This window comes from Streptomyces cavernicola, from assembly GCF_029968035.1.
In the GTDB taxonomy this organism is placed as follows: Bacteria; Actinomycetota; Actinomycetes; order Streptomycetales; family Streptomycetaceae; genus Streptomyces; species Streptomyces cavernicola.
This window is the reverse complement of sequence record NZ_JASCIQ010000005.1, coordinates 250,664-270,682: the sequence shown is the minus strand read 5'-3', so window position 1 is coordinate 270,682 and position 20,019 is coordinate 250,664. Positions and strand designations below refer to the sequence as shown.

At 71.1% G+C, this 20,019-nt stretch carries 18 protein-coding genes; 6 read left to right on the top strand and 12 right to left on the bottom strand.

What is annotated here, in order from left to right; translation table 11 throughout:
- Both QIS96_RS07345 and QIS96_RS07340 read right to left on the bottom strand, forming a co-directional pair.
- On the bottom strand, positions 1-246 hold a 246-nt coding region (locus QIS96_RS07345; protein ID WP_282541576.1), incomplete at its 3' end, for a hypothetical protein.
- A complete protein-coding gene (locus tag QIS96_RS07340) occupies positions 243-1,187 on the bottom strand; it encodes an SPFH domain-containing protein (RefSeq protein WP_282541575.1) in 945 nt (314 codons plus the stop codon). The genes QIS96_RS07340 and QIS96_RS07345, both read right to left, overlap by 4 nt.
- A 309-nt stretch (positions 1,188-1,496) precedes the next feature.
- Between QIS96_RS07340 and QIS96_RS07335 the strand changes: the two genes are divergently transcribed.
- Positions 1,497-3,854 (top strand): transglycosylase domain-containing protein, encoded by a 2,358-nt coding sequence (locus QIS96_RS07335; protein ID WP_282541574.1) that lies wholly within the window; start codon positions 1,497-1,499, stop codon positions 3,852-3,854.
- 317 nt (positions 3,855-4,171) lie between these two features.
- On the opposite strand, the gene QIS96_RS07330 is transcribed toward QIS96_RS07335, so the two are convergent.
- The 4 genes from QIS96_RS07330 to QIS96_RS07315 form a co-directional block, all read right to left on the bottom strand.
- Entirely contained in the window at positions 4,172-6,403 is a 2,232-nt protein-coding gene (locus QIS96_RS07330) for a SpoIIE family protein phosphatase (RefSeq protein ID WP_282541573.1), read from the bottom strand.
- 67 nt (positions 6,404-6,470) lie between these two features.
- Positions 6,471-7,142, bottom strand: coding sequence for a class I SAM-dependent DNA methyltransferase (locus QIS96_RS07325; protein ID WP_282541572.1), 672 nt, complete (start codon positions 7,140-7,142; stop codon positions 6,471-6,473).
- A 132-nt stretch (positions 7,143-7,274) separates the two neighbouring features.
- On the bottom strand, positions 7,275-7,937 hold the full coding sequence (fomD, locus tag QIS96_RS07320) for a cytidylyl-2-hydroxypropylphosphonate hydrolase (RefSeq protein ID WP_282541571.1): 663 nt from the start codon (positions 7,935-7,937) through the stop codon (positions 7,275-7,277).
- A 106-nt stretch (positions 7,938-8,043) separates the two neighbouring features.
- Positions 8,044-9,492: a class II fumarate hydratase gene (locus QIS96_RS07315; protein ID WP_282541570.1), complete on the bottom strand. Its 1,449-nt coding sequence runs from the start codon at positions 9,490-9,492 to the stop codon at positions 8,044-8,046.
- A 122-nt stretch (positions 9,493-9,614) separates the two neighbouring features.
- Here QIS96_RS07315 and QIS96_RS07310 point away from each other — a divergent pair, with 122 nt between their 5' ends.
- Complete coding sequence (locus tag QIS96_RS07310) at positions 9,615-10,085, top strand: hypothetical protein (protein WP_408907140.1); 471 nt, start codon at positions 9,615-9,617, stop codon at positions 10,083-10,085.
- Positions 10,086-10,525: 440 nt separating this feature from the next.
- Positions 10,526-11,125, top strand: coding sequence for an RICIN domain-containing protein (locus QIS96_RS07305; RefSeq protein ID WP_349017371.1), 600 nt, complete (start codon positions 10,526-10,528; stop codon positions 11,123-11,125).
- Between the two features lie 82 nt (positions 11,126-11,207).
- Here the strand turns inward: QIS96_RS07305 and QIS96_RS07300 are convergent, their stop codons facing one another.
- Positions 11,208-12,884: a fumarate hydratase gene (locus QIS96_RS07300; RefSeq protein WP_282541569.1), complete on the bottom strand. Its 1,677-nt coding sequence runs from the start codon at positions 12,882-12,884 to the stop codon at positions 11,208-11,210.
- A 166-nt stretch (positions 12,885-13,050) separates the two neighbouring features.
- Here QIS96_RS07300 and QIS96_RS07295 point away from each other — a divergent pair, with 166 nt between their 5' ends.
- Both QIS96_RS07295 and QIS96_RS07290 read left to right on the top strand, forming a co-directional pair.
- Positions 13,051-13,740, top strand: coding sequence for a DUF1707 SHOCT-like domain-containing protein (locus QIS96_RS07295; protein ID WP_282541568.1), 690 nt, complete (start codon positions 13,051-13,053; stop codon positions 13,738-13,740).
- A gap of 137 nt (positions 13,741-13,877) precedes the next feature.
- Positions 13,878-14,291, top strand: coding sequence for a WhiB family transcriptional regulator (locus QIS96_RS07290; protein WP_282541567.1), 414 nt, complete (start codon positions 13,878-13,880; stop codon positions 14,289-14,291).
- Between the two features lie 84 nt (positions 14,292-14,375).
- On the opposite strand, the gene glpX is transcribed toward QIS96_RS07290, so the two are convergent.
- On the bottom strand, positions 14,376-15,407 hold the full coding sequence (gene glpX / locus QIS96_RS07285; RefSeq protein WP_282541566.1) for a class II fructose-bisphosphatase: 1,032 nt from the start codon (positions 15,405-15,407) through the stop codon (positions 14,376-14,378).
- Positions 15,408-15,580: 173 nt separating this feature from the next.
- On the opposite strand from glpX, the gene QIS96_RS07280 reads away from it, so the two are divergent.
- Positions 15,581-16,093 carry a DUF4245 domain-containing protein gene (locus QIS96_RS07280; RefSeq protein WP_408907139.1) on the top strand — a complete coding sequence of 171 codons (513 nt, stop codon included), beginning with the start codon at positions 15,581-15,583 and terminating at the stop codon, positions 16,091-16,093.
- Between the two features lie 85 nt (positions 16,094-16,178).
- Here QIS96_RS07280 and QIS96_RS07275 read toward each other — a convergent pair whose 3' ends face one another.
- The 4 genes from QIS96_RS07275 to QIS96_RS07260 all read right to left on the bottom strand — a co-directional run bounded on the left by QIS96_RS07275 (position 16,179) and on the right by QIS96_RS07260 (position 19,927).
- Positions 16,179-16,769, bottom strand: a complete 591-nt coding sequence (locus QIS96_RS07275; RefSeq protein WP_282541594.1) for a malonic semialdehyde reductase — start codon at positions 16,767-16,769, stop codon at positions 16,179-16,181.
- A gap of 129 nt (positions 16,770-16,898) precedes the next feature.
- Positions 16,899-17,147, bottom strand: a complete 249-nt coding sequence (locus QIS96_RS07270; protein ID WP_282541565.1) for an exodeoxyribonuclease VII small subunit — start codon at positions 17,145-17,147, stop codon at positions 16,899-16,901.
- A 46-nt stretch (positions 17,148-17,193) separates the two neighbouring features.
- Entirely contained in the window at positions 17,194-18,444 is a 1,251-nt protein-coding gene (xseA, locus tag QIS96_RS07265) for an exodeoxyribonuclease VII large subunit (protein WP_282541564.1), read from the bottom strand.
- A 106-nt stretch (positions 18,445-18,550) separates the two neighbouring features.
- A complete protein-coding gene (locus QIS96_RS07260; protein WP_282541563.1) occupies positions 18,551-19,927 on the bottom strand; it encodes an APC family permease in 1,377 nt (458 codons plus the stop codon).
- Between the last annotated feature and the right edge of the window lie 92 nt (positions 19,928-20,019).

The following is a 20,019-nucleotide window of genomic DNA, read 5'->3' as shown; positions in this document are numbered from 1 at the left end:
CGACTTCGGTGGGCGACCACGTTTAGGCATAGGTCGGGCCTCGCCCGGCAGGCGGCCCGCCTCCGAGAGCGCCCTGCGCAGCAGGAACTCGATCTGCGCGTTGGTCGACCGCAACTCGTCCCCCGCCCAGCGCGCCAGCGCATCATGCACGGCCGGGTCGAGCCGCAACAGCACCTGCTTGCGCTGCTGTTGCGGCTTCCGCTGCGGGGCGGGCTCGGCGGGCTCCCCGGCGTCGGACGAACTCACTGGTACAGCGACCCGGTGTTGAGGACCGGCTGGGCCGCGCGGTCGCCGCACAGCACCACCATCAGGTTGGACACCATCGCCGCCTTGCGCTCCGAGTCGAGCTCCACGATGTCCTGCTCGGTGAGCCGCTGGAGCGCCGTCTCGACCATGCCGACCGCGCCGTCCACGATCTGTCGCCGCGCCGCGACCACCGCGCCGGCCTGCTGGCGCTGCAGCATCGCCGAGGCGATCTCCGGCGCGTACGCGAGGTGCGTGAAGCGGGACTCGATGATCTGCACCCCGGCCGCCTCCACGCGCGCGTGCAGCTCGACCGCCAGCTTCTCGGTGATCTCCTCGGCGTTGCCGCGCAGGGACAGGCCCGCCTCGTCGTGCGCGTCGTAGGGGTACTCGATCGCGATGTGCCGTACGGCCGCCTCGGTCTGCGTCGAGACGAACTCCAGGAAGTCGTCCACCTCGAAGCTGGCCTGCGCGGTGTCCTCGACCTTCCAGACGACGACCGCGGCCAGCTCGATCGGGTTGCCGTACGCGTCGTTGACCTTGAGGACCGCCGTCTCGTGGTTGCGGACCCGGGTGGAGATCTTCACGCGCGACGTCAGCGGGTTGACCCAGCGCAGGCCGTCCGTGCGGATCGTGCCGCGGTACCGGCCGAAGAGCTGGACGACGCGGGCCTCGCCCGGCGCCACCATGTTCAGGCCGCACATCGCGAGGAACGCGGCGATCGCGATCAGTACGCCGCCGACTATCAGGGCGGCCTTCGCGCCGCCCGAGCCGGCCGTGGTGGCGAGCACCACCAGGGCCGCGCCGCCGGCGAGGCCGAGCAGGCCGAGGAGGAGGGCGAGCCCGCCGCCGATGGAGTGCGCGGCGAACTCCCGGACGCGGGGCTCGGGCATCTCGGGGGCGTCGGGCGCGGTGGCTGTCGGTGTGCGGTCCTTGCTGGTCATGGCAGTCCCCGTACTTCTGTGAAAGGTCGCGAGAGGTCGTGAGAGGTCATGAGGGCTCATCGCGTACTTCGCTGGTCTAGCAAAGTGATATCACTTTAATGCCGCGCACACCTCTTGCCAACCCGTCCGTTGCCAAGCCTCCACACCTCTCCCGGGCAACCCTTCGTACGTCCGAAGAGTCGGTTCCCTAGGGACAGGTGCTGATTGTCACGTCCGGAAAAGGCCGGATCGACAGTCGTTTGTCCGCATGGCCGGTGTTAGCTTCATGAGCTGACCCGGGGGAGCCGAACTGACTGGAGCGACGGAGCAATGGGCCGAGCGGAAGCGAGACGAGCGCGACAGCGCGGCGGGGCACGCCGGGCGGCGGCGCATTCGCAGTCCGATGGCATACGCCCCCGTGGCGCCCGCCGGGCCGCGAAGGGCAAGGGCCGGATACGCAGCCTCTTCACCTTCAAGCGCGTCATCGGCACCCTCTTCGGGCTCTGCCTGCTCGCGATGGGCGGCTTCGTCGCCCTGTACCTGCTCGTGCCGGTCCCGGAGGCCAACGCGCAGGCCGAGCAGCAGAGCAACGTCTACAAGTACGCGGACGGCAGCGTCATCACCCGTACCGGAGAGGTGAACCGCGAGATCGTCGGTCTCGACCGGGTGCCGAAGCCCGTGCAGAAGACCTTCGTGGCCGCGGAGAACAAGTCCTTCTACAAGGACCAGGGCATCGACCTGAAGGGCACCGCCCGCGGCGTCGTCAACACCCTCACCGGCAAGGGCAAGCAGGGCGGTTCGACGATCACCCAGCAGTACGTCAAGAACTACTACCTGAACCAGGACCAGACGGTCACCCGCAAGCTCAAGGAGCTGGTGATCTCCCTCAAGGTCGACCAGAAGAAGACCAAGGACGAGATCCTCGCGGGCTACATCAACACCAGCTACTACGGCCGCGGCGCCTACGGCATCCAGGCCGCCGCCCAGGCCTACTACGGCGTCGACGCCGAGGAGCTGTCCGTCTCGCAGGGCGCGTACCTCGCGGCGCTGCTCCAGGCCCCGAGCCAGTACGACTGGGCCACGGCGTCCCCGTCGAGCAAGAAGCTCGTCGAACAGCGCTGGAACTACGTGCTCGACAACATGGTCGAGCAGAACTGGCTGGACGCGGGCGAGCGTTCCGGCATGAAGTTCGACAAGCCCGACAAGCCCAAGGCCGAGGCGGGCAAGGCAGGCCAGTCCGGATACCTGGTGGACGCGGCCGACGAGCAGATCGTCGCCGAGCTGGTGCGCCGCGGCGACACCCGCGAGGACGCCGTCAACAAGGTCAAGGCCGGCGGCTGGACCGTCACCCTGAACATCCAGCCGAAGAAGCAGAAGGCCCTGCTCAAGGCGGTCGACGCGCAGCTCAACGACAAGCTGGACCCGGACAAGCGGAAGGTCGACGCCGCCGTGCAGGCCGGCGCGGTCTCCGTGGACCCGAAGACCGGCGCGGTCATCGCCCTCTACGGCGGCGAGGACTACCTGAAGCACTACCAGTCCAACGCCACCCGCCGCGACTACCAGCCCGGCTCCACGTTCAAGCCCGTGATCCTCGCCTCGGCCCTGGAGAACGACGCCCGGACGCAGGACGGCACCCCGATCCGCGCGGGCACGGTCTACGACGGCACCAGCGGCCGTCCGGTCGAGGGCGGCGACAAGCCGTACGCCCCGCCGAACGAGGGCAAGAAGGACTACGGCGACATCACCGTCCAGCGGGCCATGGACCACTCGGTGAACTCGGTGTACGCGCAGATGGGCGCCGACGTCGGCATGGACCGGGTCGCGCAGACCGCCTCCGACCTGGGCATGCAGAAGATCACCACCGACCCGGCGATGACGCTCGGCTCGATGGGCGCGAGCCCGATGGACATGGCGGGCGTGTACTCGACGCTCGACAACCACGGCAAGAAGGTCACCCCGTCCATCCTGAAGACGGCCACGCACAAGGACCGTGAGGAGATCAGGCCGGAGACGCTCGGCGAGCAGGTCGTCCAGCGCACCACCGCCGACTCCGTGACCTCCGTCCTGCAGGGCGTCGTCAACGACGGCACCGGCTCTGTGGTCAGCTCCGGGCCGTACGCGGGCAAGTACGAGGCCGCGGGCAAGACGGGTACGTCGGACAACAACGTCTCGGCCTGGTTCGCGGGCTACACCCCCGAAATGGTCACCGTGGTGGGCATGTTCGGCGAAGCGCCCGAGGGCGGCGGCGACCTGAAGCGCCCGGACAAGTCGCCCGCGGGGGTCGGCGACCACGTCTCGCTCGCGGGCGCGGGCGGCGACGGCAAGATCCACGGCAGTGGGTTCCCGTCCCGGATCTGGGCCGCGTACACCCTCGGCGCGCTGAACGGCGGCTCGGACGCGCGGTTCGATCTCGACACGGACATGGGGGCGGGGGTTTCGCCTCCGGCGGAGCCGACGAGCGAGGCGCCGTCGACGGACCCGTCCGAGACGCCCTCCGCTCCGCCGACTTCGGAGGACCCGACCACTGCTCCGCCGACTTCGGAGCCGCCGACGGATGCTCCTACGACGGAGCCGCCCACGGATGACCCGACGATCGAGCCTCCGACCGATGAGCCGTCCGGCTCGTGGGGGATTCCTACGGAGCCGGGCGACGGCGAGGAAACCCAGCGCAAGCCGGGCCGCGACTAGGGGTTGGCCCCTGCGGGGGCTTTCCCCTACCCGCCCCTTCCCGAAAGTCCTCAGCGGACGGCTTCGGGGCTTCGCCCCGGGCCCCGGTTGTTGTTCGGCTGCTGCGCCGTCGTGGCTGGTCGCGCAGTTCCCCGCGCCCCTATCGGGGCCGTGCATCCCGCCCCAGCCCGCAAATTCAGCCCCTCCGGCGTTTGAGGAGCGGGGGTCCGGGGGCTGGCCCCCGAAGCTGCCGCCGGCTTTCGGGAAGGGGCGGGGAGGGGATCAAATCGACGGCGCCCAAGTCGACGGGGCGGGGAGTGGTCCGGAACCACCCCGACTCACCCCCGGTTCAGCTCGAACCACACCACCTTGCCCGTGGACAACCGAGTCGCCCCCCACCGCCGGGCGAGCCGGTTGACCAGGTACAGGCCGCGGCCGCCCTCGTCCGTGGCCCGCGCCTGCCGCAGCCGCGGCAACTGCGGCACGTCGTCGCCGACTTCGCAGCGCAGCACGTCCGTACGGAGCAGCCGCAGCGTGATCGGCCGCGAGGCATAGCGGACCGCGTTCGTCACGACCTCGCTGACGAGCAGCTCCACCGAATCGGTGAGGTCCTCCAGGTCCCACGCGGCGAGCGCACGCCGCGCCAGCCGCCGGGCGCGGCTCGGCGCGGAGTCCTCCGGGTCCAGCTGCCAGTACGCGACGTCGCTGGGCGCGATGCCGTCGAAGCGGGCGGCGAGCAGCGCGATGTCGTCGTCCCGGTCACCGGGGCCGAGCATGTCGAGGACCTCGTCGCAGAGCGCTTCGAGGGGCGGCGCGTGGTCGGGGCCGGTCAACTCGGCGGTGGCGGCGAGCCGTTCGCGGAGCTGCTCGATGCCGGTCCACACGTCCCGGAGCCGCGACTCGACCAGGCCGTCGGTGTAGAGCAGCAGCGTCGCGCCCGCGGGGGCGTCCAGCTCGACGGCCTCGAAGTCGACCCCGCCGACCCCGATCGGCGCCCCGGCCGGCACCCGCAGGACCTCCGCGCGCCCGCCGATGTGCAGGAGCACGGGCGGCGGGTGGCCGGCGTTGGCGATGGTGATGCGGTGCGCCACCGGGTCGTAGACCGCGTACAGGCAGGTGGCCATGCGGTCGCTGCCGAGGCGCTGGGCCTGTTCGTCGAGGTGGTGCAGGACCTCCTGCGGGGGCAGGTCGAGGCCGGCCAAGGTCTGGGCGGTGGTGCGGAGTTGGCCCATGATCGCGGCCGAGGTCATGGAGTGGCCCATGACGTCGCCGACGACCAGGGCGACGCGGCTGCCGGGCAGCGGGATCGCGTCGTACCAGTCGCCGCCGACGCGGGCGGTCTCGGCGGCCGGGAGGTACCGGCTGGCGAGGCGGACGCCGGTGGGCTGCGGCAGCGTCTCGGGGAGCATGGTGCGCTGCAGCTCGTCCGCGATGTACGCCTCGCGGCCGTAGAGGACGGCCTTGTCGATGCCGAGCGCGGTGTGCGTGGCGAGCTGGGCGGCGACGAGCAGGTCGTCCGGCTCGAACGCGGCGCGCTCCGGGCGGCGCAGGAACACGGCCGCGCCGATCACCCGCCGCCGGCCGCGCAGCGGGGCGAGGATCGCGCGCCGGCCCTCGGGCAACGCGTGCTCCTCGCCGAGGAGTTCGGGCAGTGCGGCGCAGGCCGCGGGGGTGTCGCCGAAGACCGGCCGGACGCCGCGGAGCACCTCGGCGAGCGCGCCGCCGGTGCGCACCTCGCACAGCTCGGCGGCGTTGGGCTCGCCCCGGTTCCAGCGGAGCTGGAGCGTCGGCGTGGGTGTCGGGGTCGGCTCGGACAGCGGGGGCAGCAGGAAGCCGCTGCCGTCGGAGACGGTGTCGTCCATCTCGTCGGGTATCCGGTCGGTGCGGCGCAGCCGCAGCACGACGGGGCCGACCGGCCGCTCGTCGCCGACCGGGAGCGGGTCGCGGAGGTAGACGAGGATCGCGTCGGAGAACGTGGGCACCGTCGCCCGGCACAGGCCCATCACGATCTCGTCGAGGTCCAGACCGCGGGCGATCCTGCGGGTCGCCGCGCCCACGAACCGCAGCCGGTCCCCGCCGTGCCGGGCCGCGCCGCCGTCGCCGGAGGGCGGGGCGGGCGGTACGGGCGGGGCCGGCGGCACTCCGTCGGACCGGCCGTCCGAGGGCGCGGCGGAGCCGCCGGGGAGCCCGGCGGGCGGGGGCCCGGGGTGCCCGGCGGCCGGGCCGCGCCCGCCGCCCGGCTCGCCCATCCGGGCCGGGGGCACGGGGAGTTGGCCGGGGCGCGGGCGGTGCGCGTCCGGTGCGGGGCTGTCGGCGGGGCCGGTCTTGTGGTGCTCGCCGTCGTCGCCGGGCCGGCTCTGGGACGGTAAGGCGGCGGCCTGGGGCGTGGCCGCGCCGGGGTGCTCGGCGGGCCGCACGCCGGGGGAGTCCGCGCCGTCACCGCGGCCCGGGTTGTCCGGCCCTTCGGCGGAGTCCGGGGAACGCAGCAGCGCCCCGCGTGGGTCCGCGGGGGCGTGGGGCCGGGCAGCTCTGGCCTGCCGGCCCTCGTGGGAGGTGGGGTGCTCCGTCACGCGTTTCGAATCCGTCCGTCCGGGGCTGCGCGCGGCGCGCGCCGAGGGTGGGTGCCTGCGATGTGCCTCACGCGCGTCGGCAGTTGAGGAACAGCTGGTGTTCGGGAGGGGCGCCGGGTCCGGACGGTTCGTACGCGTACGAGTCCTCCCCGGCGATGTCCAGGCCTGCGGCGCGCACGACCTGGCGCAGGGCGTCCTGCCGGAATCCCGATACCCGGATCGTCTCGCCGAGGAACGGGATCGCCGTGTCGTCGAGGTCGGCCTCGACCATCGACAGCGAAAGCAGGCCACCGGGGCGCAGCAGCGAGCGCAGCGTCGCGAGCGCGTGCGGGATCTCCGCGCGCGGCAGCATGAGCAGCGTGAAGAAGCAGGTGACGCCGTCGAACTCGCCGAGCCCGTCCGGCCCTTCGGACCGCAGTGCGGCGATGTCCCGCTGGTGGAACTCGCCCTCGGGCACGTGCCGGCGCGCGAGGTCCAGCATCGTCCGCGACAGGTCCACGCCGACCACGGTGTGCCCGGCGTCCACGAGCTGTCGCGCCGTGGGCAGTCCGGTGCCGCAGCCCACGTCGAGCACCCGGGAGCCGGGCGGCAGCGTCTTGGCGAGCCACTCGCCGGCGGCGAGCTGCCCCTCCTTGTGCGGGAAGGCGTCGTCGTACCGCGCGCCGATGGCGTCGAAGGCCTCGGCCTGCCCGGCACGGTCCGGCGCGGCGCCGCCGTGCCCCTCGTACCCTTCGCTCACGTCCCTGCCGCCCCTCGGTGACGTACGGTCAGAACAGCCGAAGACCAGGTCAGTTGGCTCCGCTCCGCGCCGCACTACGCGCCCTTGTGGACGACGATCCTACGTTTGGACCATGGGGGCGCAGCAAGGGTCTCATGGGGACACATGCGCGGGCGTACGATCCCAGTCCACCGGCAGGACCGGCACATTCCACTCCGGATCGGGACGCCATTCCTCCCAGCCGGAGGTGAACGGCGGGCCCCAGCGTTCGATCGCCTCGACCGCGGCCCGGCCCGCCGACCGCACCGCACGTGCTTTCCGGGCGCTCATCAGGCCGTCGCGCTGGGCCTGCGCGAACTCGTCCTCGTCGTGCCAGCGCCAACTGCGGTCCGGGCGCACGGAGATGTCCAAAAAGTGATCCTCGGAGTCGGTGCCGCCCGACCAACGGGTGCGCGGCTGCTCAAGGTTCACGTACCAGCTCCGGAACCGCCAGCCCGGCTCCCAGAACAGCCACACGGACCAGGGCTCGCCGGGCCTGGCCAGTTTGAGCACGCCGGTGCCGAACCAGCGGTCGCGGCGGACGGTGCGCGGCTTTGTGTACCGGGTGGCCAGCGGCTCCTCGTGGACCGAGGTGCCGTCCGCGAGCACGGGCTTGACGCACTCGGTGCCCGGCGCGAGCCAGACCGCGAGAAGCTCGTCGGTGTCCTGGACGACGGTGACGGGGCGGCAGATGTGGAACCGAGGGCTCGCGTTGTCCCGGTACCGCCACAGGACGGGGGTTCCGGGGGCCCAGTGTCCGCTCGTCTTGTCTGTCATGCACAGATGCTAGAGCGCGGGGCGGGAACAGGAATCAGCCCGTCCGGTGCCTGCGGGCATATTCAGCCGGTGCGTGCCTGCGGGCAGATTCCAGCCCGTCCGACGTTCAGGGACGTGTCATCCGCAGCACATCCAACGCCGAGTCCAGCTGCTCGAGCGTGAGGTCCCCCCGGTCCACATACCCCGCGTCGAGGACGACTTCGCGAATCGTCCGCCGCTCGGCAAGCGCCCGCTTCGCCACCTTCGCGGCCTCCTCGTACCCGATGTACTTGTTCAGCGGCGTCACGACGGACGGCGACGACTCGGCGTACTCACGGGCGCGTTCGGCGTTGGCGGTGATGCCGTCGACGGTGCGGTCGGCGAGCAGCCGGGAGGCGTTGGCGAGCAGCCGGATCGATTCCAGGACGTTCTTCGCGAGGACCGGCAGCATCACGTTCAGCTCGAAGTTGCCGGCCGCGCCCGCCGTGGCGACCGTCGCGTCGTTGCCGACGACCTGCGCGGCGACCATCAGGACCGCCTCCGGGATCACCGGGTTGACCTTGCCGGGCATGATCGACGAACCGGGCTGCAGATCGGGCAGGTTGATCTCGGCGAGGCCGGTGCGCGGGCCCGAGGCCATCCAGCGCAGGTCGTTGGCGATCTTCGTCAGGCCGACCGCGATCACCCGCAACTGCCCGCTCGCCTCGACGAGTCCGTCCCGTGCGCCCTGCGCCTCGAAGTGGTCGCGCGCCTCGGTCAGGGGCAGGCCCGTGGCTCGTGCGACCTCGGCGATCACGGCGGCGGAGAAGCCCGCCGGGGTGTTGATTCCGGTGCCCACGGCCGTGCCGCCGAGCGGGAGTTCGGCCAGGCGGGGCAGCGCGGACCGCAACCGCTCCACCCCGTACCGCACCTGCGCCGCGTACCCGCCGAACTCCTGGCCGAGGGTGACGGGCGTGGCGTCCATCAGGTGCGTACGGCCGGACTTGACGACCTCCGCGAACTCGGCGGACTTGCGCTCCAGGGCCTCGGCGAGGTGGTCGAGGGCCGGGATCAGGTCGCGGGTGACGGCGGCGGTGGCCGCGATGTGGATGGAGGAGGGGAAGACGTCGTTGGACGACTGGGAGGCGTTCACATGGTCGTTGGGGTGGACGTCCCGGCCCTCGGGCAGGCGCTCGGTGGCGAGGGTGGCCAGGACCTCGTTGGTGTTCATGTTGGACGAGGTGCCGGAGCCGGTCTGGAAGACGTCGACGGGGAAGTGCGCGTCCCAGCGCCCCTCGGCGACCTCCTCCGCCGCCTCCTGGATGGCCCGCGCGCGGTCCGCGTCGAGCACGCCGAGGTCGGCGTTGACCTTCGCGGCCGCGCCCTTGATACGGGCCAGGGCCTCGATGTGGGCGCGCTCCAGGCGCTGTCCGGAGATCGGGAAGTTCTCCACTGCGCGCTGGGTCTGGGCGCGCCACTTGGCGTGCGCGGGGACGCGCACCTCGCCCATGGAGTCGTGCTCGACGCGGTACTCGCCCGCGCCCGCCGCACCGGTTTCCGCGCCCGTGCCCTGGTCGGCCCTCTGGTCCCTCGTCATGTCCGTCGCCTCCGAAGTCGCGAAGTCGCCTTGAAAGTTGAGCACTTGTCTTGTTCGGCGTATTCCCATCGGCTTTACCGGCGAGTAAATACCGGGGGTAACAGTGAACCCGGGGAGACAGCATGCATCGAACGCAGCGCGTAAGACCCAGGCACACCCGCCGACGGAACGCCGTCGCCGTCCTCGCGGCGGCAGCGGCGGCCCTGGTCGGGCTCCATGCTCCCGTCGCCCAGGCCGCACCGTCGGCCGCCACGCCATCCGCCCCGAAACAGGCTTCCACGCCCCTGCCGCCCGAACTGGAGAAGATCCGCGCGGCCGAGGCGACGCAGCTCTACGGCGACTCTGCCGAACGCCCGTTGTCCGAGCGCAAGTCGGCGCTGATCTCGCTCGGCGACAGCGAGATCTCCGGCGAGGGCATCGGCACCTACGAGCCGCCCACCAACGGCCCCGACAACTGGTGCCACCGCTCGGCCGACGCCGCCATCCACAAGACCGCCATCCCGGCCGACGTGACCTACAACGTCTCCTGCTCCGGCGCCTACACGCTTGGTACGCGACCAACGTGTACGGGTTGGCCGTCATGGCCTGTCTGAGACTGCTGAGCGCGCCGGCTTCGGGGCGGGGCGGAAGTGTGCCGTTTGGCCTCCAGGGTCCAGCAGTGTCCGATACGCTGATTAAGTCAGGTACCGCCGGGCGGGCGGGAACGGGGCCTTTGCGCCTGAAAGTCTGTGGAGACTCGGTAAGACCGTCGGCAACGTCGGCACTGGTCGGTGAAGCAGAAAGCCACGGTCGTGCCGCACTGCGCGGTACGGGCCAGAATCTCCTTGCCTCGGCAGGGGGAGCACGTCAACCCAGCCCCATCGGCCCGGACTTCTGCGACAGCCGAGTCCAACGGCAAGCCCGCTTGAGGCGGCATGGGGTGCGAGTTCGAGGCGGCAGGCCGCGAATCCGTCGTGCCACGTGCTGAGCGTGGTCCGGCGGCGCGGTCGCCTCGGCCACTGCCTCACGACGAGGGTGCGGCCACGAGGTGTGCATGGAGGACACCTGGGCGCGCGGCGCGTTCATCGACCTCTCCAAGCCGGGCACGCCGGACGAGAACTCGCTGCGCCAGTCCTTCCACCCCAACGCGCGCGGCCACGCCGCCTTCGCCTCCTGCCTCACCCAGCTCTACAACTCCGGGCGCAAGGAGGCCAGTTGCGCCGACGTCGACTCCTCGGGCAAGCCCACCCTGTTCCCGCTCGCCTGGGACGACGTCTACAAGCCGCTGAAGAACGGCGCCACCGGCAACTGCATGGACGTCGACAGCTCCGTCAGCTCCAACGGCACCCGCGTCCTCGGCTGGGACTGCGCGGGCACCCGTAACCAGACCTGGTGGTACGACTCGGCCCGCCGGACCGTCATCACCGGGCTCACCCAGGACCGCTGCCTGGACACCGGTGACGACACCTACTCGGCCGGCGCGGGCCTGGTCGTCTGGAACTGCCACGGCGGGCAGCACCAGAAGTTCGTACGCGACGGCGACACCCTGCGGCCCGCCGCGGCCACCGGCATGTGCCTGACCCAGGCCACCGCCAAGTCGCAGATCCGCCTGCAGAAGTGCGACGGCTCGGCCGCCCAGAGGTTCACCGCCTGACCCGTCCCCGTACGTCCCGTGGGTCCTGCAACAGCGGACGGCCCCGGCCGCCGCGAGGTGACCGGGGCCGTCCGCACACGTACTACAGACCGGGGCCGCGCACCGGGATGTGCGTGAACGTCGGTTCCGGGGCCGGGTTCTGGAAGAAGTCGTTGCCCTTGTCGTCCACGACGATGAACGCCGGGAAGTCCTCGACCTCGATCTTCCAGACGGCCTCCATGCCGTCCTCCTCGTTGTCCAGGACCTCGATCTTCTTGATGCAGTCCTGGGCGAGGCGGGCGGCCGGGCCGCCGATGGAGCCGAGGTAGAAGCCGCCGTGCGTGCCGCACGCGTCGGTGACCTGCTTCGACCGGTTGCCCTTCGCGAGCATCACCATCGAGCCGCCCGCCGCCTGGAACTGCTCCACGTACGAGTCCATGCGGCCGGCCGTCGTCGGGCCGAAGGAGCCGGAGGCGTAACCCTCGGGGGTCTTCGCCGGGCCCGCGTAGTACACCGGGTGGTCCTTCATGTACTGCGGCATGTCCTCGCCGGCGTCGAGCCGCGCCTTGATCCTGGCGTGCGCGATGTCACGGGCCACGACCAGCGAACCGCTCAGCGACAGCCGGGTCTTGACCGGGTACTTGGTCAGCTCGGCGCGGATCGCGTCCATCGGCTGGTTCAGGTCGATCTTGACCACGTCGGAGGACTCGGCGCCGTCGTTGAGGGTCTCCTCCGTCGTCTCCGGCAGGAAGCGCGCCGGGTCCGTCTCCAGCTGCTCCAGGAAGACGCCCTCGGCGGTGATCTTCGCGACGGCCTGGCGGTCCGCCGAGCAGGACACGGCGATCGCGACCGGGCAGGACGCGCCGTGCCGCGGCAGGCGCACCACGCGCACGTCGTGGCAGAAGTACTTGCCGCCGAACTGCGCGCCGATGCCGATCTTCTGCGTCAGCTCGAAGACCTTCTCCTCAAGATCCTTGTCCCGGAAGCCGTGACCGAGCTCCGAGCCCTCCGAGGGGATCTCGTCCAGGTAGTGCGCCGAGGCGTACTTCGCGGTCTTCAGGGCGTACTCGGCGGACGTGCCGCCCACCACGATCGCCAGGTGGTACGGCGGGCACGCGGCCGTACCGAGCGAACGGATCTTCTCCTCCAGGAACTTCATCATGGAGGACTCGTTCAGGACGGCCTTCGTCTCCTGGTACAGGAACGACTTGTTGGCCGAGCCGCCGCCCTTCGCCATGAAGAGGAACTTGTAGGCGCCGCCGTCCGTCGCGTACAGCTCGATCTGCGCGGGCAGGTTCGAGCCGGTGTTCTTCTCGTCCCACATGTTCAGCGGGGCCATCTGCGAGTAGCGCAGGTTCAGGTTCTGGTACGCGTCGTAGATGCCCTTGGACAGCGACTTCTCGTCCTCGCCCGAGGTCAGCACGTTCTGGCCGCGCTTGCCCATGACGATCGCCGTGCCGGTGTCCTGGCACATCGGGAGCACGCCCGCCGCCGCGATGTTCGCGTTCTTCAGCAGGTCGAGCGCCACGAACTTGTCGTTGCCCGACGCCTCCGGGTCGTCCACGATCCGCCGCAGCTGCGCCAGGTGGGCCGGGCGCAGGTAGTGCTGGATGTCGTGGACGGCCTCCTCGGCGAGCTTGCGCAGCGCCTCCGGCTCGACCTTCAGGAACGTACGGCCGTCCGGCCCCTCTGCGGTGGAGACACCCTCCGCGGTGACCAGGCGGTACGGGGTGGTGTCCTCGCCCTGGGGGAGCAGATCGGTGTACGCGAACTCAGGCATCTCGCCCATTCCTCTTTCGGCCGGGTAGCAGCTGGCATCCGTTGGCAGCGCCAACCAGCGTAGAACCTGACGGCGCGGGCGGGTCTGTGAGGTAAGGCTCAGTTCGTTCCCTCGCGCTACTGCGCACCTCTGGTCGCGATCTATCGCGTTTGGGTACGCTGGCCGGGTGGACCTCGAAAAGCGCCCCCAGCAGTCCGCCCCGGCGGCGGAGCCGACCGACCTGCGAGCGTCCGACGCCGACCGTGACCGCACGGCGGACATCCTGCGCGAGGCGCTGGCCGAGGGCCGCCTCACCGCGGAGGAGCACGCCGAGCGCATCGACGGCGTGTACCGCGCGAAGACGCTGGCCGAACTGGAGCCGTACGTAAGGGACTTGCCCGGAGCGCACCGGCCCCGCCCGGCCCCCGCGCCGCACGCCCCCGCGCCCCTGCCCGGCACGATCCCGCTGGAGCCGGACGAGAAGCTGGTCGCGGTCTTCAGCAGCTCCACCCGCAAGGGCCGCTGGCGCGTGGGCCGCAGGACGCACGCGTACGCGGTGTTCGGGAACGTGGAGATCGACCTGACCGAGGCGATCTTCGAGTACCCCCAGGTCGTCATCAAGGCCTGGTCGGTCTTCGGGAACGTCGAGGTCACGGTCCCGGAGAACATCACGCTGCGCGGCGCGGGCAGCGGCGTCTTCGGCAACTTCGAGGTGGACACGCTCGCCGCGGAGGACCCCCAGGCCCCCACGGTCTTCATCGACGGGTACTCGGTCTTCGGCAACATCGAGGCGAAGCCCAAGCGCGGCAAGCTCGTCGCCGACCTGCACAAGTACGTGGGCCGGCACGTCGGAAAGCACCTGCGTAAGCACCTCTGAGGGCCTCAACCTCCATGGCAGGGCCGGAAGTTGACCGGGTCGCCGCATGGGAACTCAGTGCATAGGGACGCGTACAGCGGGTAGGGACTGCTTCGTCGCCTTCTTCTCGCTCGCGAAGCCGTCGTCAGGAGTAGACCGTGCCGCAAACGCCGCATCAGTCCCTGCAGGTCGCCGTGGTTCCTCAGCGGGTGCCGACGCAGCGGGTGCCGACGCAGACCAGGGGCGCTCAGGACGCTCCGGCGCGGGACGAGGACGTGCCTTGGCACTCGGACGCGGTCTGCCGCCGGGACGAGGCGGGCCTCTTCTTCGCCCCCTCCAAAGAGCCCACCGCCGCCCGCCTGGCCCGCGAGGAAGCCGCGAAGCGGGTCTGCGCCCGCTGCCCCGTCATGGTCGAGTGCCGCGAGCACGCCCTCCTCCAGCCCGAGCCGTACGGAGTGTGGGGCGGGCTCACCGCGGCCGAGCGCCGTGTCGTCCTCGCCCGGCGCCGGCGCCGCGACATGGAGCTGAAGAAGGCCGCCCACCCCACCGACGCGATAGCGGCCGCAGGCTGACACCCGATGCGTACGCGAACGGGGTGCCCCTCCGCACAAGGGGCACCCCGTTCGTGTCGTATCGCCGCCCGACCTACTGCGCGACTACTTCGCGCGGTCGAAGTCGATGGCGCTGTAGGCGCGGAGCTTCTCCAGGCGGTGCGTGGAGTCGATCTGCCGGATCGTGCCGGACTTCGAGCGCATCACCAGGGACTGCGTGGTGGCGGTCTCGGCGCGGTAGCGCACCCCGCGAAGCAGCTCGCCGTCCGTGATGCCGGTGGCGACGAAGAACACGTTGTCGCCGGAGACCAGGTCACCGGTGTAGAGCACGCGGTCCAGGTCGTGCCCGGCGTCCAGGGCGCGCTGCTTCTCCGCCTCGTCCTTGGGCCAGAGCTTGCCCTGGATGGTGCCGCCCAGACACTTGATGGCGCAGGCCGAGATGATGCCCTCGGGCGTACCGCCGACGCCCATCAGCATGTCGACGCCGGTGCCCTCGCGGACCGCCATGATCGAACCGGCCACGTCGCCGTCCGAGATGAACTTGATACGGGCGCCCGTCTCGCGGATCTCCTTGACGATGCCCTCGTGCCGCGGCCGGTCCAGGATGACCACCGTGACGTCCTCGGGCGCCGAGCGCTTGGCCTTGGCGACGCGGCGGATGTTCACCGACACCGGCGCGTTGATGTCCACGTAGTCGGCGGCCTCCGGGCCGGTGACCAGCTTGTCCATGTAGAACACGGCGGAGGGGTCGAACATGGTGCCCCGGTCGGCCGCGGCAAGGACGGCGATCGCGTTCGGCATGCCCTTGGCGTTCAGGGTGGTGCCGTCGATCGGGTCGACCGCGATGTCCACCTCCGCGCCGGTGCCGTCGCCGATCCGCTCCCCGTTGAACAGCATCGGGGCTTCGTCCTTCTCGCCCTCGCCGATCACGACGACGCCGTTCATCGACACGGTCGAGACGAGGGTGCGCATCGCGCGCACGGCGGCGCCGTCGGCACCGTTCTTGTCGCCGCGGCCGACCCACCGCCCGGCGGCCATGGCGGCGGCCTCGGTGACCCGGACCAGTTCCAGGGCGAGGTTGCGGTCGGGGGCCTCGGGCGAGACCTCCAGAGCGGACGGCAAGTGATGCTCGTTCATCGGAGCGCACCTTTCTGATACGACCAGCAGGCCGCGCCCGAAGTGCCGAGGGGCGGTGGCGGGCGTCGGGTGGGCGGCCGGTGAGGGTGTGGTTCGCACTCTATCCGGAGCCCGACAAATTGAGCAGTGGCCCCCACGCATGAGCGGACGGTGCACCTGCGACGATGGGGGACGTGGCAGGTATGAGAGGCACCAAGACGATCCGGGACATGGTGCTGTCCCTCGCGGTGATCGGCGCAGTCGTGGCGTTCATCTACATCTTCATCCCGCACGACGAATCCCAGAGCCCCGTGCAGACGGTGAGCTACGACGTCGAGCTGGCGACGGCCAAGCGCGCGGCCGCCTACCCGGTCCTCGCGCCCGAGGGCCTGGACAAGGACTGGCGGGCGACCTCGGTCCGCTTCAAGGCCGACGAGCGGGACCACTGGCACCTGGGCTTCCACTCCGACAACGGCGGCTACTTCGCCGTAGAGCAGTCCACCGAGAGGGCCCCCGTCTTCGTCGACCAGGTCACCCGCGGCGCCGAGCAGACGGGCCGCACCGAGCGGATCGACGGCTCTGCCTGGACGCGCTACGAGGGCGAGACCTATGACGCGCTCGTCCGCACCGAGAAGGGCGCGACGACGGTCGTCACCGGCTCCGCCTCCTTCGAGACCCTCGCGCGGGTGGCCGGCTCCCTGAAGTGACCGCAGCCACGTGAAGTGACCGCAGACGCGAAGATGCCCCCGGCCCGCAGGCCGGGGGCATCTTCGCGATGCGAGCGCGAACGACTCAGACGGTGGTGACGACCTCGTCGAAGCCCAGGCGCGGGGAGCGCGGGAACCAGGCGTCCTCGCCGGGCTTGCCGATGTTCACGACCATCAGCGGGGTGTGGTCGTCGTCCAGGAACTCCTTCTGGACGCCGGCGAAGTCGAGACCGGTCATCGGGCCGGCGGCCAGACCCGCGGCACGCACGCCGATGATGAAGTAACCGGCCTGCAGGGCGCCGTTCAGGACCGCGGCCTGCTCGCGCACCGGGCGCTCCGAGAAGAAGGCGTCCTTGGCGGCCGGGAAGTGCGGGAACAGCTTCGGCAGCTCGTCGTGGAACTCGTTGTCCACGGAGAGGATCGCGACCAGCGGGGCGGCGGCGGTCTTCGGCTGGTTGCCCTCGGCCATGTGCTTCACGAGGCGCTCACGGGCCTCGGGGGAGCGGACCAGGGTCACGCGCAGGGGCGAGTTGTTGAAAGCGGTCGGACCGTACTTGACCAGGTCGTAGATGGCCTGCACCTGCTCCTCGGTCACCGGCTCGTCGGTGAAGGTGTTGGCGGTGCGGGCCTCGCGGAAGAGGAGGTCCTGGGCGGCGGCGTCGAGGGCGAGGGACATGCGGTCAACCTTCTTCACAAGAGGATCGTGGAGCGCTTGCAGTGATGACACTACGCCCAGACAGGTTTAAGTTTCAACCAAAACGAGGCGCTCGTGATCGGCCTCACAATCACGGGAGCCGCCTGCTCTCTACTCCTGCCCCTCGTCCCCGTCCCCCTCGCCCCGCTCCGCGAGCGCCGCGTCAAGGCGGGCCCGAGCGCCGTCGAGCCAGCGCCGGCACACCTTCGCCAGCTCCTCGCCCCGCTCCCACAGGGCGAGCGACTCCTCGAGCGACGTGCCGCCGGCCTCCAGGCGCCGCACCACGTCGATCAGTTCGTCCCGCGCGTGCTCGTAGCCGAGCGGGCTCTCGGCCGCGGTCTCGGTACCCGTACTGCTCATGTGCTCCACCCTAGATTTCCGATACGAAGACGATGTTGCGGCCGTGCTAACGCTGCTCGCCGGAGTCCGGCTCCGGCTCCGACGCCTCGCTCTCGCTCACCGCGACCCTGAACTCCCCGCCCGAGACACGGGCCCGCAGCACGTCGCCCGGCTCGACCTCGCCCGGGTCCCGGACCACGTGGCCGTCCTGGCGCTGCAGCACCGCGTACCCCCGCTGGAGCGTGGCCGCGGGGGAGAGGGCCACCACGCGCGCGTGCGTGTGCGTCAGCTCCGAGTCGGCGCGGTCGAGCAGGTGCCCGAGGGTGCGGCGGCCGCGGTCCAGGAGGGCCGTGACCTGCTCCTCGCGCTCCTCGATCATCCGGTGCGGGTGCGCCATCGAGGGGCGGGACATCGCGACGTCGAGCCCGCGCTCCTCACGGTCCAGGTGTATGCCCACCGCGCGCCTGGCCCGCTCCTGCAGCAGCCGCACCCGGTCGTACTCCTCGCCCACGTCCGGCACGACCTTCTTCGCCGCGTCCGTCGGCGTCGAGGCGCGCAGGTCGGCGACCAGGTCGAGCAGCGGCGAGTCCGGCTCGTGCCCGATCGCGGACACCACCGGCGTACGGCACGCGGCGACCGCGCGCACCAACTGCTCGTCGGAGAACGGAAGTAGATCCTCCACGCTGCCGCCGCCGCGCGCGACGACGATCACGTCCACGGCGTCCATCGCGTCCAACTCCTTGACCGCCTGCACGACCTGCGGCACGGCGTGCACGCCCTGCACCGGGACGTTGCGCACCTCGAAGCGGACGGCGGGCCAGCGGTGCCGCGCGTTCTCGAGCACGTCCCGCTCGGCGGCCGACGCCCGCCCGCACACGAGCCCGATCAGCTGCGGCAGAAACGGCAACGGCTTCTTCCGCTCGGCCGCGAACAGCCCCTCGCTCGCCAGCGACTTCTTCAACTGCTCGAGCCGCGCGAGCAGTTCGCCCACGCCGACCGGCTTGATCTCGGCGGCCCGCAGCGACAGCTGCCCCCGCGGCGCGTACCACTCCGGCTTCGCGAGGACCACCACGCGCGCACCCTCGGACACGACGTCCGCCACTGCGTCGAACACCTGGCGGTAGCAGGTCACGCTCACCGAGATGTCGTACGACGGGTCACGCAGCGTCAGAAACACCACCCCGGCGCCGGGGCGGCGGTTCAACTGCGTGATCTGCCCCTCGACCCACACCGCGCCGAGCCGATCGATCCACCCCCCGATGAGCCGCGAGACCTCGCCCACGGGCAGGGGGGCTTCGGGGGAGGTGTTGAGAGCCATGGGGCGAGCGTAGCCGCCCCCACTGACACCCCGGCGTCGCCGGTCGCGCAGTTCCCCGCGCCCCTGTCGAGGCACGTGAATTCAGCCCCTCCGGCGTTCAGGCCCGCTACGCAACCCCCAGCCGCCCGCGCTGAGCGAACAGCACGACAAGCCCCACCCCGAACCACACAGCCCCCACCACCTGCGCGGTCGCAGAAGCCTCCACGATCACCGCGACCGTGATCACCGCCCCGACCCCCGGAATCAGCACGTGCCGCCACCAGCTCACCGCACCCCCCTGCCCGCGCACCGCGAACCACGCCACCACGGACGCGTGCAGCAGCGTGAACGCCACCAGAGCACCGATGTCGACCACCGACACCAGGTGGTCCATGCCGTCGTCACGCCGCGCCGCCCACACCGCGGCCACCAGCGTGATCACCGCGGCCACCCCGATCGCCACCCGCGGAACCCCCGAGTCCGTACGCGAGAGCACCTTCGGCAGCCGCCGCTCGCGGGCCATCGCGAAGACCAGACGCCCGGCCGCCGCCTGCCCGGCCAGCGCCGCGAACGCCGCGCCGACCGCCTTGCTCACGGCCACCAGATCGTGCAGCCAGGTGCCGACCGAGGCGTCCACGGCGTCGTAGAACGCGGAGCCCTGCTTGCCCGGCTCGGCCGCGAGCTCCGCCGACGACACCGGTTCGAGGAGGGCCACCAGATAGGTCTGCGCCACGAACAGGAAACCGGCGAGCGCCAGGCAGAACAGCACCGCGCGTGCGACCTTCGCCGAGCCCCCGGTGACCTCCTCCGCGAACGATGCGATCGCATCGAATCCCAGGTACGACAGGACGGCGATCGACACCGCCCCCAGGATCGCGCTCACCGCGAACGTGCCGTCCCCGGTGATCGGCGACAGCCAGCCCCGCTCGGCCCCGTCCCGTACGAGCACCACCACGGCCGAGACGATGAACACCAGGAGGACGACGATCTCCATCGCAAGGACGGCGAAGCCCACCCGCGCGGCGGCCCGTACGCCCCACAGATTGAGCGCGGTGGTGATCACCACGGCGAGCGCCGTCCACACCCACTGGGAGACCGACGGCACAAGAGCGTGCATCGCGATCCCGGAGAACAGATAGGCCACCGCGGGGATCAGCAGATAGTCCAGCATCGCCATCCAGCCCGCGATGAAACCGGGCCCCTGACCGAGCGCCACGCGCGCGTAGGCGAAGACCGAGCCCGCCTGGGGGACCACCTGGACCATCTGCGCGTAGCTGTAAGCGGTGAACGCCATCGCGACGGTGGCGACGAGATAGACGAGGGCGACCGCGCCGTGCGACTTGGCGTCGAGGGTGCCGAAGACGCCGACCGGTGCCATGGGGGCGATGAAGAGCAGCCCGTAGACCACCAGGTCCTTGAAGCCGAGGCTGCGCCGCAGCCCCACATGGGTGTCCGTGCCGGCCGCCGCCGGCTCCTCCGTGGTGCTGCCGCCGTCACCCGACATCGCGCGCCTCTCTGACCCCGCCCGCCCGGTGCGGACCCGATCGCTCCAGTCTCCCCAAGGTGTGGATCTCTGACGCGCCGGAAGCGCCCTTA